The sequence below is a fragment of the Pseudomonas sp. B611 genome (assembly GCF_055407965.1).
The window spans coordinates 338,994-351,529 of sequence record NZ_JBUZST010000006.1 but is presented as its reverse complement, the minus strand read 5'-3'; the positions used below and the strand labels follow the sequence as shown (position 1 = coordinate 351,529).

Genomic DNA, 12,536 nt, shown 5'->3' with positions numbered 1-12,536 from the left:
TTAAATGACCGATTAGCCACAGGATGCACCTTTAGATGACCCAGGTAACCAACACCCCGTACGAAGCCCTCGAAGTCGGCCAGACCGCCAGCTACAGCAAATTGGTGGAAGAGCGCGATATCCAGCTGTTCGCCGCGATGTCCGGTGACCACAACCCGGTGCACCTGGACGCCGAATACGCCAAGGCGACCATGTTCAAGGAGCGTATCGCCCACGGCATGTTCAGCGGCGCCCTGATCAGCGCGGCCGTGGCCTGCGAACTGCCTGGGCCGGGCACTATCTATATCGGCCAGCAGATGAGCTTCCAGAAGCCGGTGAAAATTGGCGACACCCTGACCGTGCGCCTGGAAATCCTCGAAAAACTGCCGAAGTTCCGTGTGCGTATTGCCACTCGCGTGTTCAACCAGCGGGATGAGTTGGTGGTGGATGGCGAAGCAGAGATCCTGGCGCCGCGTAAGCAGCAGGTTGTAACGCTGACCGAATTGCCGCCGATCAGCATTGGCTGATCTCGATCTAAGCCATACGCAAAAAAATGTGGGAGCGGGCTTGTGTGGGAGCGGCGGTGCGACGATTCGACTTGCTCGCGAAAGCGCTGGGTCAGTCAATGAAGCAGTGACTGAAAGACCGCATTCGCGAGCAAGCCCGCTCCCACAAAAGACCACTCCCACATTAGTTACAGGGTAAGGCTTACGACTGAGCGCGAGCCTGGTTACGCAGTGCCTTCACCTGGTCGTGGTTGCGTTGTACGCCGTGGTACTGACGCTCAACCAAGTCACGAATGCCCAACAGGTTATGCTTGTTGATCTTCTCGATCGCTTCCTTGTAAGCCTTCAGCGCGTGGTCTTCACCGCGCTCGGCTTCGTTCAGGACAGCCTCTTCATCTTTACCGGTGAGCATCGACTTCACGTCGACCCAGCCACGGTGCAGTGCGCCGGCAACGCTGCCGGAATCTTCCGGGTCACCGCCCAAGGCACGTACTGCGGTTTTCAGCTCAGCGGCGGCAGTCGCGCAATCGGCGGAACGTTTTGCAAACAGGGCTTTGAGTTCTGGGTGCTTGATGTCTTCAGCGCACTCCTTGAAACCCTTTTGGCCGTCGATGCTGGTCTCGATCAGGTCGTTCAGTACGGAGATCGATTCTTTATTGATGTCAGTCATTTTTCAATTCCTTGTACGGGTTAGAAGGTTGTCTTAATGGTTGCAGCGCCCGTGCCAGGTTTTCAAAAAACAAATTAGTCTTTATTTTCAATTAGTTACGATAAATTGAACCATCTGTATGTACGTTATTTGCATGATCTGTCATTTGGCCTTCATGCAGAATGCCTGTATTTTCCAGGGTCTCGATACAAACACCTGAGCCTTCATGAACCCCGAAAAACTCGAACTGCTGATCACCCGCCAAATGCCCTTCGGCAAGTACAAAGGGCGGATCATTGCCGACCTGCCCGGCCCCTACTTGAACTGGTTTGCCCGTGAAGGTTTCCCCCACGGCGAGCTGGGTGGACTGCTGGCATTAATGCAGGAAATCGACAGCAACGGCCTCTCTGAATTGCTCGAACCGCTGCGCGCCAAGCACGGTAAACCCGCCCCTCGCCATTAAGAGCCCTGCCATGCCAAGGAATGCCGATAACGAACACCACTGGCACACCATCGCCCAGCGCTATGAGCTGGAGCCCGGGCCGATCAACCTGGAAAACGGCTACTTCGGCCGCATGAGTCGCGTCGTGCGTGCGCAGTATCTGGAGCAGGTGGCGTTTATCAACCGCAGCAACTCGTGGCATGTACGCCAGCGTTTCGAGCAGGGTGAAAACGTCGAAATCCGCCACCAGTTGGCTGAGCTGATCAATGTCGACCCCGAGTCGGTGGCCTTTACCCGCAACGCCACCGAAGCCTTGCAGTCGCTGATCCGCAACTACAACCGCCTGCAACCGGGCGATCAGGTGTTGATCAGTGACCTGGAGTACGACACGGTCAAAGGCGCCATGCGCTGGTTGGCTGGGGTTCGCGGTGTGGAGGTGATCGAACTGTCCCACGCACACCCGGCCAGTTTCGACAGCCTGGTGCAGACTTATCGTGATGCGTTCACCCAGTACCCGCGTTTAAAGCTGATGGCGCTGACCCACGTCACCCATCGCACTGGCCTGGTGATGCCCGTTGCAGCGATTGCCAAGGCCGCGCGCGAGCATGAGGTGGACGTAATCCTCGATGGCGCCCACGCCCTGGGCCAGATCGACTTCAACCTCGCCGAACTGGGCATTCAATTCGCCGGTTTCAACCTGCACAAATGGATCGGCGCACCGCTGACCCTGGGCTTTCTGTACATCGCGCCCGAGCGCCTGGCCGACATCGACCCGGACATGGGCGAGTTTCACTACCCGCTCAACGACGTGCGCGCACGCACGTCCTACAGCACGCCGAACTTTCCGGCGCTGATGACCTTGCCGATGGTGTTTGCAGAGCATCGAGCCTTGGGTGGCTCGGCGGCCAAAGGTGCGCGGGTCAATTACCTGCGGGACCTGTGGGTGAGCCAGGTGCGGCCGTTGGCGGGAATTGAGGTGCTGACGTCGGATGATCCACGGCTGTATTGCGGGATCACGGCGTTCAAGTTTGTAGGGCGGGATCAGCAGGCGATGGCAGATCGTTTGCTCAAGGACTACAACCTGTTCACCACCACACGGGTGGGTGCGGCGTTTGGCACCTGCATTCGGGTGACGCCGGGGTTGGTCACTTCGGCTGCGGACATCAATGTCTTGGTCAACGCCATCACCGAACTGAGCACCGATTAAAACTGTGGGAGCTGGCTTGCCTGCGATAGCGGTCTATCAGCTAATGCAACGGTGACTGACCCACCGCTATCGCAGGCAAGCCAGCTCCCACATTGATCATTCCCACAGTTGCTTAGCGGTGATATCCAGTTTTTTTCAGGCAAAAAAAAGCGGTACACCGACCAAGTGCACCGCCAAAAATGCCGTTAAGCACAGCAACAACGATTCGATAAATCAGTCCAGCAGCGCCAGCGCCTCGGCGGTGACTTCCTGGATACGCGCCCAGTCGCCGTTCTTGATCCACTCAGGATCAAGCATCCAGCTACCGCCCACGCACATCACGTTTTTCAACGCCATGTAGTTCTTGATGTTGGCCGGGCCAACACCGCCAGTCGGGCAGAATTTCACTTCGCCGAACGGGCCGCCGAGGGCCTTGATCGCCGCGACGCCGCCGCTGACTTCCGCCGGGAACAGCTTGAAGCGGCGATAACCCAGGCCATAACCTTCCATGATGCCGGAAGCATTGCTGATGCCCGGCAGCAGCGGGATCGGGCTGTGTACCGAGGCTTCCAGCAGGTCGCGGGTGATACCTGGGGTGACGATAAACTGCGAACCGGCGACTTCCGCCGCTTCGAGCATATGGCGATCCAGCACGGTGCCAGCACCGGTGCACAGTTCAGGACGTTGCTCGCGCAGGACCTGAATGGCCTTGAGGCCGAACTCGGAACGCAGGGTCACTTCCAATGCGGTCAAACCACCGGCTGCCAGGGCATCGGCCAGCGGCAGGATGTCCTGTTCGCGGGCGATGGTGATCACCGGCAGGATCCGCGCCTTGGCGCAGAGGCTGTCGATCAAGGCAACTTTATCCGCCATGGACACGGTCGGTTGAGGGCTTTTCATAGCGGCTGATCCTTGGCTCATGGGCACCAGTAAATCTCTAATGTAGGTTGCAAAAACGCGCGAATCGGCATGGCAGCAACGTCGTCACTGGCCAGCGCGGCGCTCAAGGTGGTCAATTTCGAACTGCCGGAAATCGACAGCACGGTGTAGTGCGCCGTGGCCAGCAGGGCGCGACTCATGGTCAGGCGCTGGTGCGGCACGGTGGGCGCCAGCATTGGCCAGCAACGGCGGGTACCGTCAGGCTTCAAGGCTTCGGTCAGGTTCGGGCTGTTGGGGAACAGCGACGCGGTATGGCCGTCATCGCCCATGCCCAGCACCAGCACGTCAATCGCCGGCAATTCAGCCAGCAGGCGATCGGCCTGCTCGGCAGCGTCTTCAAGGTTGGCCGCAGCGCTGTAGAGGCTAAGGAACTTGGCCTTGGCCGCCGGGCCTTGCAGCAAGTGTTGCTTGAGCAAACCGGCGTTGCTGTCGGCGTGTTCCACCGGCACCCAGCGTTCGTCGGCCAGGGTGATGGTCACCTTGGACCAGTCCAGGCCCTGCTTGGCCAGGTGCTGGAAAAACGCCACGGGACTACGGCCACCGGACACCACCAACGTCGCTTCGCCACGGGCACTGATGGCCGCGCGCAATTGCTCGGCCACATCATTGGCCAGGCCTTCCGCCAACAGCACCGGCGTGCGGTACTCATGGGGCGTGACGCCCTGGGGCAGTTTCAAATCAGATATCGCCATACCACGACCTCCCATCCCGCGTGATCAGTGCAATGGAGCTCATCGGCCCCCAGGAACCCGCCGCGTACGGCTTGGGCGCATCGCCGGATTTTTTCCACCCGGCGATCAACTGGTCACACCACTTCCACGCGGCTTCGATTTCATCTTTGCGGACAAACAGGTTCTGATTGCCGCGCATCACTTCCAGCAACAACCGCTCGTAGGCATCGGGAATCCGTGCGCTGCGATAGGTGTCGGAAAAATTCAGTTGCAGTGGGCCGCTGCGCAGTTGCATGCCCTTGTCCAGGCCTTGTTCCTTGGTCATCACACGCAAGGAAATACCTTCGTCCGGTTGCAGGCGGATGATCAGTTTGTTGCTGATCTGCAAGCGCTGCTCGGGAGCGAAGATGTAGTGGGACGGTTCCTTGAAGTGGATAACGATCTGCGACAACTTTTGCGGCATGCGCTTGCCGGTCCGCAGGTAGAACGGCACGCCGGCCCAACGCCAGTTGCGGATATCGGCACGCAGGGCGACGAAGGTTTCGGTGTCGCTCTGGGTGTTGGAATTCTCTTCTTCCAGGTAACCCGGCACCGGCTTGCCCGCGCTGTAGCCGGCGATGTACTGGCCGCGCACCACCTGGGTGGTCAGGCCTTCCGGGCTGATGGGCGCCAGGGCCTTGAGCACCTTGACCTTCTCGTCACGGATGCTGTCGGCGGACAAGTCGGCCGGCGGGTCCATGGCGATCAGGCAAAGCAGTTGCAGCAGGTGGTTCTGGATCATGTCCCGCAGCTGGCCGGCCTTGTCGAAATAGCCCCAACGGCCTTCGATACCGACCTGCTCGGCCACGGTGATTTCCACGTGGGAGATGTAGTTCTGGTTCCACTGGGTTTCGAACAGGCTGTTGGCGAAACGCAGGGCGATCAGGTTCTGGACGGTTTCTTTGCCCAGGTAGTGGTCGATGCGGTAGGTGCGGTTCTCCGGGAAGAACTGCGCCACGGCGTCGTTGACCTTGCGCGAGGATTCCAGGTCCGAACCGATGGGCTTTTCCAGCACCACACGGGTGTTTTCCGCCAGGCCAGCCTTGGCCAGGTTTTCGCAGATCGCGCCGTACACGGCCGCCGGGGTGGCGAAGTAGGCGATCAGGCGTTGCTCGCTGCCGACTTTTTCCGCCAGGGCGATGTAGTCGTCAGCGTTCTTGAAGTCAACGTGAACATAGGTCAGGCGCGCCAGGAAACGCTGGGCGATGGTTTCGTCCAGTTCCTTGCCGACGTAGCTGCGCAGTTCCTTTTCGATATGGGCCAGGTGCTGTTGCTCGGTCCCGGCTTCACGGGCCAGGGCCAGGATGCGGGTGTCGTCGTGCAAGAGCCCGGCGCCATCGAGTTGATAGAGGGCAGGAAATAACTTGCGCAGCGCCAGATCACCCAAGGCGCCAAACAGGGCAAAGGTGCAGGGTTCTACGGTTATCGAAGGCATGATGTTTGTTCTTTTATCAAGTTAAGCTACAAATACCTTTTTTCAAGGCATCACTCAAGGAAAAATGTAGTAATAACCACAACATTTTCCCGAAATACGCATTCCGAGTGGTGGTGTTCAGCTACCCTCAGTAGGATAGGCCACCGCAAAAGACCACTGGTCGATTGGTTGCCACCCTTTATTTGCATCGTCGCCCGAAGGAAAGACTGAATGGACCGCGTGCGAAATCTTCTGGAACAGATCCAGAACCGCCTCGAAGAATTGAACAAGGCCGAGAAAAAAGTCGCCGAGGTCATCCTGCTCAACCCACAGCAGGCGACCCGCTTCTCTATCGCCGCCCTCGCCCAAGCCGCCTCGGTCAGTGAACCGACGGTCAACCGTTTCTGCCGTTCGTTCGGCGTCAGCGGCTACCCTGAACTGAAACTGCAACTGGCGCAAAGCCTGGCCAGTGGTGCGGCGTATGTCAGCCGCGCCGTGGAAGCCGATGATAACCCTGAGGCCTATACGCAGAAGATCTTTGGCAGCGCCATTGCCTCCCTGGACAGCGCTTGCCAGGCACTGGACCCGAACCTGATCAGCAAGGCCGTGGACCTGTTGATCCAGGCGCGGCAGATCCACTTCTTCGGCCTTGGCGCTTCGGCACCGGTGGCCATGGATGCGCTGCACAAGTTCTTCCGCTTCAACCTGTCGGTCACCGCCCACGCGGACGTGCTGATGCAGCGCATGATCGCTTCGGTGGCGCATACGGGCGAGCTGTTCGTGATTATTTCCTACACCGGGCGTACCCGCGAGTTGGTGGAAGTGGCGCGTATCGCCCGTAGCAACGGTGCCTCGGTGCTGGGCGTAACCGCCGAGAACTCACCGCTGGCCAAGGCCAGCACAGTGAGCCTGAATATCCCGTTGCCGGAAGATACCGACATCTACATGCCGATGACCTCGCGGATCATTCAGTTGACGGTACTGGATGTGCTGGCCACCGGTATGACGTTGCGCCGTGGCGTGGATTTCCAGCCGCATCTGCGCAAGATCAAAGAGAGCTTGAATGACAGCCGGTATCCGGTTGGGGATGAGTTCAACTAAGGCTGGAATCTCGACCAGCAGTACCGGCCTCATCGCGGGCAAGCCCGCTCCCACATTTTGATTTGTGAACACATTCAAATGTGGGAGCGGGCTTGCTCGCGAAGGGGCCAGCAGCCACACCGCTAAACCCCAGCCCGCGCCTGCAAACTCAAATGCGCCCGCTCCCCCGGCGCCAAACTGGCCGCGGCCATCGCCGACTCCACACACACAAACCCCGACGCCTCGTTGAAGCTCACGCCCAACAGCGGCCGGCTGCCCGGATGCCATACCACTGTGTCGGCGCTGTCGCCGGTGTCGATGCACAGCTCACGCTGCCAGGCATGGTCCTTGAGCTGCAATTCCCCATCATGCTGGAACACCCGCTGGCACCCACCGTCCACCCGCAACTCACCTTCCTGTTGGCAGGCCTGGCGGCTGAGCTGGTCATAGCCTTGCGCGCCGTCGAGCCCAGACAGCGCTATCTCATCGACATGACCAATACGCCAGTAGGCATGCAAAGCATGGCTCAATTGGCACGGCAGCTCGTCCTGATGCTCGGTGCTCAGGCGCAGTTCCAGGGTTTCGCCCAGGTGCGCGTGCAGGTCCACCTGCCAGTCGCACAGCTGCAGTTGCCAGTGCAGGCGCACGCCATCGTCGTCGGTGCTGCTGTCGAGCAGTTTCCAGTCGATCAACCGCGCCCAGCCATGGGACGGCCACGCGTTCTCGCTGGGGTGACGGCCATACCACGGCCAGCACACCGGCACGCCGCCCCGGATGGCGCCGACCTGCGGCCACTTCGCCGCGCACCACAACCAGGGTTTTTGCCCAGTGGGCTGAAAGTGCAACAGTTGCGCGCCCTGGCGACTGAACACCGCCTGGCACAGCGGGTGGTCGATCACCAACACGTCACGCATCTGGAAGCGCTCCCAGGCAAACACAGGGCGTTCACGCAGGGATTTGAAAAAGCGTTGCAGCGGTTGCTCATGCATTTGCCACAGTCCTGAATGTCTTTGTAGGGGCTGGCCTGCCAGCTCCCACAGGGAGATGTGCTCCCCTTCCCCAAAAAAAAGCGGATAGCCATGGCTACCCGCAAAATGCGCACAGAGAGAAGGAGCTTATCGCAACAGCGTTAGAACGTAGACTGAATTTTCAGGCCGGCCACCAACGCGTTGTCGACTTTATCCACGCCGCCAGGTTGCACGACGTATTGCAGGTTGGGACGCACGGTCAGCCAGTTGGTGACGTGGAAACCGTAGTTGATTTCGAAGTTGTACTCGGTCTCGCGGATCGGCCGGTACAGCGGGTTGTCATAGTCGCTCACACCATTGGCGATGTTGAGCAACTCAGCGTCTTTCTTCACGTCCTTGTTGACGTGCAGACGCGCCGCGCCAATACCGACGTCGTCTTTTGGACGCGCATCGAATGGGCCTTTGTACACCAGCATCAGCGACTGGTAGTTGTCGACGGTGTTGGTTTCCTTGTCGTGGAACGTGGCGTTGGCCGCGATGTTCAGACCACGGGAAGCGTCGCCGTTGTGCGTGGTGAGTTGCTGTTGCGCAACGAACCAGTAGCCTTTCTTGCTGCTGCGGGTACGGTAGTCGGCGCCGCTGGTCGCTGCGTCGCCGCCATTGACGTCTTCACGCACGTCAGAGGCATCGGCCGCGCTCTTGTAGTAACCCACACGGTATTCGCCTGGCAGGTTGTTGACCTTCGGCGACCAGACCAATTCCACCGGGATCACGGTGCCCTTGGTGCCGCTGCCGCTGAGTTTGAAGCCGTTGCCGTGCTCCAGTTGCGATGGGTTCTGGTTGTACGCACCGATTTGCGCATACAGCTCAGGGGTGATGTGGTACTTCACGCGGATCGCCGCCTGGCTGACGGGCCAGTTGTACCAGGTGTTTACATAGTTACCGACCTGGGAACCGCAGAACGACAGGTTCTGGAAGTCGCACGGGAAGGTGTTGAAGTCTTCGCCTTCACCGAAGTAACCGAGTTTCACATCCAGCTTGTTGTCGAACATCTGGTGCTGGATCCAGAACTGGGTCAGACGCACCATATGGCCACGACCATAGACTTCCATCGACGAGCTCAGCGTGCCGGCACGTGGGTCGCCGATGCGGTCGTTGGAGATGTTCTGGCCATTACGGTTGGTCAACTGGATCTTGGCCTGGGTGTTGTCCCAGCCCCACAGTTTTTCCAGGTCCAGGGCTACACCCAGACCAAACTGGTCGGCATAGCGACCGGTCTTGTCGTTGTTGTAGCCGCCGTGGGCGTTGTAGCCCATTTCGCCTACGTAGTCAGCCTTGATATCGATACCTTGCTCGATCAGCTTGGTCCGTTCGCCGCCCCAATCGCCGGTCATCCACTTGGAATCGGCGCTGAATGCTTCGTCCGCCATCGCATTGGCGGACAAAACCAGGGCTGCTGCCGCTGACAGTTGGCAGATCAGCCGGGTAGTGTTGTGTTGCTTTTTCATCCCTACATCCTCGTCTTTATTGTTATTAAACTGTTTTTATCTAACGTGGTTTACTTTTTTTATCTAAAACAACAACTTATCTGCTTCAGCGGCCTTTGAATTGGGCCACATTGTCGGCATGCCCCTGTGCAGGCGATGAAGAAGCAGTGCCCAGACGCTCACCGGTACTGGCGTCGAACAGCAATACCTTGGATGGATCGAATTGCAGGGTCAGGGTCTCGCCCACCTGCGGTGCCACATCGGGCGCCAGGCGGCAGCAGACCTTGGTGTCATTGAGCTGCACGAACACCAGGGTGTCCGGGCCGGTGGGCTCGGTGACTTGCACTTCGGCGCGAATGCTCGACGCGCTGTCGCCCTCGCCCGCCGCGAGCATGATCTGCTCCGGGCGCAGGCCGAGGATCACGTCGCGGTCTTCAAGGCCGGCATCGGTCACGTTCAGCGCCAGTTCGCAACGGGCCTGGCCGCTGTCGAGCACGGCCACCAGGCGACCGTCCTTGCGCTGCAGGCGCAGGGGCACGAAGTTCATCGGCGGCGAGCCGATAAAGCTCGCCACGAACTGGTTGGCCGGGTTGTTGTAGATGTCTTTCGGCGTGCCGAACTGCTGGATGATGCCGTCCTTCATCACCGCCACTTTGTCGCCCAGGGTCATCGCTTCGATCTGGTCGTGGGTCACGTAGACGGTGGTGGTTTTCAGACGCTGGTGCATCAGTTTCATTTCGGTGCGCATCTCGACGCGCAGCTTGGCGTCGAGGTTGGACAGCGGTTCGTCGAACAGGTAGATCTTCGGCCGACGTGCCAGGGCGCGGCCCATGGCCACACGTTGCTGTTGGCCACCGGAAAGCTGGCCTGGCTTGCGGTTGAGCAGGTGTTCGATCTGCAACAGCTTGGCCACGCGCGCCACTTCGGTATCGATGTCAGCCTGGGGCATCTTGCGGATCTTCAGGCCGAACTCGATGTTTTCGCGCACGCTCATGGTCGGGTACAGCGCGTAGGACTGGAACACCATGGCGATGTCGCGATCCTTGGGGCTCATGCCGCTGACGTCCTGGTCGCCGATCATGATCGCGCCGCCGGTGATGGTCTCAAGGCCGGCGATGCAGTTCATCAGCGTGGATTTGCCGCAACCCGAAGGGCCGACCAGAATCAGGAATTCGCCTTCCTTGATCGACAACTCGATGTTCTTCAAGGTGTCGGGCAGGCCAGGGCCATAGGTCTTGTTTACATTGCGAAGTTCAAGCGTAGCCATGATTACCCCTTGACCGCGCCGGCCGTGAGGCCGCGCACGAAATACTTGCCTGCGATCACATAGACCAGCAGGGTCGGCAGGCCGGCGATCATCGCCGCTGCCATATCCACGTTATATTCCTTGGCCCCGGTGCTGGTGTTGACCAGGTTGTTCAGCGCCACCGTGATGGGCTGCGAATCGCCGCTGGAGAACACCACGCCGAACAGGAAGTCGTTCCAGATCTGGGTAAATTGCCAGATCAGGCAGACCATGATGATCGGGGTCGACATCGGCAGAATGATCCGACGAAAGATGGTGAAAAATCCTGCGCCATCCAGGCGTGCAGCCTTCACCAACGCATCGGGAATGCTCACGTAGTAGTTACGGAAGAACAACGTGGTGAACGCCAGGCCGTAGACTACATGGATAAACACCAGGCCGGTGGTGGTGCTGGCCAGGCCCATCTTGCCGAGGGTGAACGACGCCGGCAGCAGCACGGTCTGGAACGGCAGGAAGCAGCCGAACAACAGCAAGCCGAAGAACAGCTGCGAACCTTTGAAGCGCCAGAACGACAGCACGTAGCCGTTCAACGCACCGATAGCGGTGGAGATCAGTACGGCCGGCACGGTGATCTTGATCGAGTTCCAGAAGTAACCATCCACCGTGGCCCAGGCCTTGACCCAGCCGATGCCGGTGACCACGGTCGGCCAGCTCAGCAGGTTGCCGTTGCTGATGTCGTCCGGGGTCTTGAAGCTGGTGAGCAGCATCACCACCAGCGGCACCAGGTACAGCAGCACGGCGAGGATCAGCACCGCGTAGATCGCGATGCGACTCAGGCTGATGGCAGGTTTGGAGGCGAGACTAGTCATTACGTTTGGTCCTCAGCTCGGAGTAGAGGTAAGGCACGATGATCGCGAGGATCGCACCGAGCATCAGGATGGCACTGGCCGAACCCATGCCCATCTGGCCACGGCTGAAGGTGAACGAGTACATGAACATCGCCGGCAGGTCGGACGAATAGCCCGGGCCGCCTGCGGTCATCGCCGCCACCAGGTCGAAGCTCTTGATCGCAATATGCGCGAGGATCATCACCGCACTGAAGAACACCGGGCGCAGGCTAGGCAGCACCACGCTCCAGTAGATGCGCGGCAGGCTTGCGCCGTCGATCTGCGCGGCGCGTATGATCGACTGATCAACTCCACGCAGGCCAGCGAGGAACATCGCCATGATGAAGCCCGAGGCTTGCCACACAGCGGCGATCACCAGGCAATAGACCACGCGATCCGGGTCGATCAGCCAGTCGAGACGGAAGCCTTCCCAGCCCCAGTCCCGCAGGAGTTTGTCCAGGCCCATGCCCGGGTTGAGCAGCCATTTCCAGGCCGTACCGGTGACGATCATCGAGAGCGCCATCGGGTACAGGTAAATGGTGCGGATAAAACCTTCGCGGCGGATACGCTGGTCGAGGAACACCGCCAGCAGCACACCAATGACCAGGGTGATGCCAATGAACATGCCGCCGAACAGCGCCAGGTTCTTGCTCGCCACCCACCAGCGGTCGTTGTCGAACAGGCGCTCGTATTGCGCCAGGCCCGCCCACTTGTAGCTGGGCAGGAAGGTGGACGTGGTGAACGACAACACAAACGTCCACAGGATGTAGCCGTAGAAGCCCACCAACACGATGAACATGCTCGGCGCCAGCACCAATTTCGGTAGCCAGCGCTGCAGTGCATCGAACGGCGAGGCTTTGCTGAACACAGCAACAGAACTCATGGGGAAATCCAATACAGGGAAAAAGGACTACAGCCTGTCGAAGTCAGTTCGTTGTGGCGAGGGAGCTTGCTCCCGCTCGGCTGCGCAGCAGACGCCGCCTTTGGGGGCGCTTCGCACCCCAGCGGGAGCAAGCTCCCTCGCCACAACAACCCGACTCCTA

Annotated in this window: 13 protein-coding genes; 4 read left to right on the top strand and 9 right to left on the bottom strand. The window is 59.6% G+C overall.

Features of this window, described 5'->3' with window-relative positions; genetic code table 11:
• Positions 1-35: 35 nt before the first annotated feature.
• The gene (locus ACZRMO_RS16440; RefSeq protein ID WP_010208208.1) at positions 36-506 is read left to right on the top strand and encodes a MaoC family dehydratase; all 471 of its coding nucleotides are present in this window, start codon (positions 36-38) and stop codon (positions 504-506) included.
• A gap of 181 nt (positions 507-687) precedes the next feature.
• On the opposite strand, the gene ACZRMO_RS16435 is transcribed toward ACZRMO_RS16440, so the two are convergent.
• A complete protein-coding gene (locus ACZRMO_RS16435; RefSeq protein ID WP_010208206.1) occupies positions 688-1,155 on the bottom strand; it encodes a ferritin-like domain-containing protein in 468 nt (155 codons plus the stop codon).
• A 205-nt stretch (positions 1,156-1,360) separates the two neighbouring features.
• On the opposite strand from ACZRMO_RS16435, the gene ACZRMO_RS16430 reads away from it, so the two are divergent.
• Together ACZRMO_RS16430 and ACZRMO_RS16425 are read left to right on the top strand one after the other, a co-directional pair.
• Positions 1,361-1,597 carry a DUF3820 family protein gene (locus tag ACZRMO_RS16430; RefSeq protein ID WP_076949988.1) on the top strand — a complete coding sequence of 79 codons (237 nt, stop codon included), beginning with the start codon at positions 1,361-1,363 and terminating at the stop codon, positions 1,595-1,597.
• A 10-nt stretch (positions 1,598-1,607) separates the two neighbouring features.
• The gene (locus ACZRMO_RS16425; RefSeq protein WP_463973486.1) at positions 1,608-2,783 is read left to right on the top strand and encodes an aminotransferase class V-fold PLP-dependent enzyme; all 1,176 of its coding nucleotides are present in this window, start codon (positions 1,608-1,610) and stop codon (positions 2,781-2,783) included.
• A 213-nt stretch (positions 2,784-2,996) separates the two neighbouring features.
• Here ACZRMO_RS16425 and ACZRMO_RS16420 read toward each other — a convergent pair whose 3' ends face one another.
• The 3 genes from ACZRMO_RS16420 to zwf are packed head-to-tail and all read right to left on the bottom strand — an operon-like array spanning position 2,997 to position 5,846.
• Positions 2,997-3,662 (bottom strand): bifunctional 4-hydroxy-2-oxoglutarate aldolase/2-dehydro-3-deoxy-phosphogluconate aldolase, encoded by a 666-nt coding sequence (locus ACZRMO_RS16420; RefSeq protein WP_099585438.1) that lies wholly within the window; start codon positions 3,660-3,662, stop codon positions 2,997-2,999.
• 17 nt (positions 3,663-3,679) lie between these two features.
• Entirely contained in the window at positions 3,680-4,393 is a 714-nt protein-coding gene (gene pgl / locus ACZRMO_RS16415) for a 6-phosphogluconolactonase (protein ID WP_463973485.1), read from the bottom strand.
• The gene (gene zwf / locus ACZRMO_RS16410) at positions 4,380-5,846 is read right to left on the bottom strand and encodes a glucose-6-phosphate dehydrogenase (RefSeq protein WP_463973484.1); all 1,467 of its coding nucleotides are present in this window, start codon (positions 5,844-5,846) and stop codon (positions 4,380-4,382) included. Before zwf ends, pgl begins: the two co-directional genes overlap by 14 nt.
• Before the next feature lie 219 nt (positions 5,847-6,065).
• Here zwf and ACZRMO_RS16405 point away from each other — a divergent pair, with 219 nt between their 5' ends.
• The gene (locus ACZRMO_RS16405; protein ID WP_177413991.1) at positions 6,066-6,926 is read left to right on the top strand and encodes a MurR/RpiR family transcriptional regulator; all 861 of its coding nucleotides are present in this window, start codon (positions 6,066-6,068) and stop codon (positions 6,924-6,926) included.
• 122 nt (positions 6,927-7,048) lie between these two features.
• Here ACZRMO_RS16405 and ACZRMO_RS16400 read toward each other — a convergent pair whose 3' ends face one another.
• From ACZRMO_RS16400 to ACZRMO_RS16380, 5 genes are all read right to left on the bottom strand, one after another.
• Positions 7,049-7,894: a D-hexose-6-phosphate mutarotase gene (locus tag ACZRMO_RS16400; protein WP_124524879.1), complete on the bottom strand. Its 846-nt coding sequence runs from the start codon at positions 7,892-7,894 to the stop codon at positions 7,049-7,051.
• A 140-nt stretch (positions 7,895-8,034) separates the two neighbouring features.
• Positions 8,035-9,381, bottom strand: a complete 1,347-nt coding sequence (locus ACZRMO_RS16395) for a carbohydrate porin (RefSeq protein ID WP_463973483.1) — start codon at positions 9,379-9,381, stop codon at positions 8,035-8,037.
• An 85-nt stretch (positions 9,382-9,466) separates the two neighbouring features.
• A complete protein-coding gene (locus ACZRMO_RS16390; protein WP_124524881.1) occupies positions 9,467-10,627 on the bottom strand; it encodes an ABC transporter ATP-binding protein in 1,161 nt (386 codons plus the stop codon).
• A gap of 2 nt (positions 10,628-10,629) precedes the next feature.
• Positions 10,630-11,475: a carbohydrate ABC transporter permease gene (locus ACZRMO_RS16385; RefSeq protein WP_017737960.1), complete on the bottom strand. Its 846-nt coding sequence runs from the start codon at positions 11,473-11,475 to the stop codon at positions 10,630-10,632.
• A complete protein-coding gene (locus ACZRMO_RS16380; RefSeq protein WP_026136944.1) occupies positions 11,468-12,376 on the bottom strand; it encodes a carbohydrate ABC transporter permease in 909 nt (302 codons plus the stop codon). The genes ACZRMO_RS16385 and ACZRMO_RS16380 overlap by 8 nt, the downstream gene beginning before the upstream one ends.
• Positions 12,377-12,536 lie beyond the last annotated feature (160 nt).

What these genes read in the sequence shown, in the direction of transcription:
- ACZRMO_RS16420 (WP_099585438.1), bottom strand. Translation starts at nt 3,662, where the DNA reads ATGAAAAGCCCTCAACCGACCGTGTCCATGGCGGATAAAGTTGCCTTG.
- pgl (WP_463973485.1), bottom strand. Translation starts at nt 4,393, where the DNA reads ATGGCGATATCTGATTTGAAACTGCCCCAGGGCGTCACGCCCCATGAG.
- ACZRMO_RS16385 (WP_017737960.1), bottom strand. Translation starts at nt 11,475, where the DNA reads ATGACTAGTCTCGCCTCCAAACCTGCCATCAGCCTGAGTCGCATCGCG.
- ACZRMO_RS16390 (WP_124524881.1), bottom strand. Translation starts at nt 10,627, where the DNA reads ATGGCTACGCTTGAACTTCGCAATGTAAACAAGACCTATGGCCCTGGC.
- ACZRMO_RS16400 (WP_124524879.1), bottom strand. Translation starts at nt 7,894, where the DNA reads ATGCATGAGCAACCGCTGCAACGCTTTTTCAAATCCCTGCGTGAACGC.
- ACZRMO_RS16380 (WP_026136944.1), bottom strand. Translation starts at nt 12,376, where the DNA reads ATGAGTTCTGTTGCTGTGTTCAGCAAAGCCTCGCCGTTCGATGCACTG.
- ACZRMO_RS16440 (WP_010208208.1), top strand. Translation starts at nt 36, where the DNA reads ATGACCCAGGTAACCAACACCCCGTACGAAGCCCTCGAAGTCGGCCAG.
- ACZRMO_RS16395 (WP_463973483.1), bottom strand. Translation starts at nt 9,381, where the DNA reads ATGAAAAAGCAACACAACACTACCCGGCTGATCTGCCAACTGTCAGCG.
- zwf (WP_463973484.1), bottom strand. Translation starts at nt 5,846, where the DNA reads ATGCCTTCGATAACCGTAGAACCCTGCACCTTTGCCCTGTTTGGCGCC.
- ACZRMO_RS16425 (WP_463973486.1), top strand. Translation starts at nt 1,608, where the DNA reads ATGCCAAGGAATGCCGATAACGAACACCACTGGCACACCATCGCCCAG.
- ACZRMO_RS16435 (WP_010208206.1), bottom strand. Translation starts at nt 1,155, where the DNA reads ATGACTGACATCAATAAAGAATCGATCTCCGTACTGAACGACCTGATC.
- ACZRMO_RS16430 (WP_076949988.1), top strand. Translation starts at nt 1,361, where the DNA reads ATGAACCCCGAAAAACTCGAACTGCTGATCACCCGCCAAATGCCCTTC.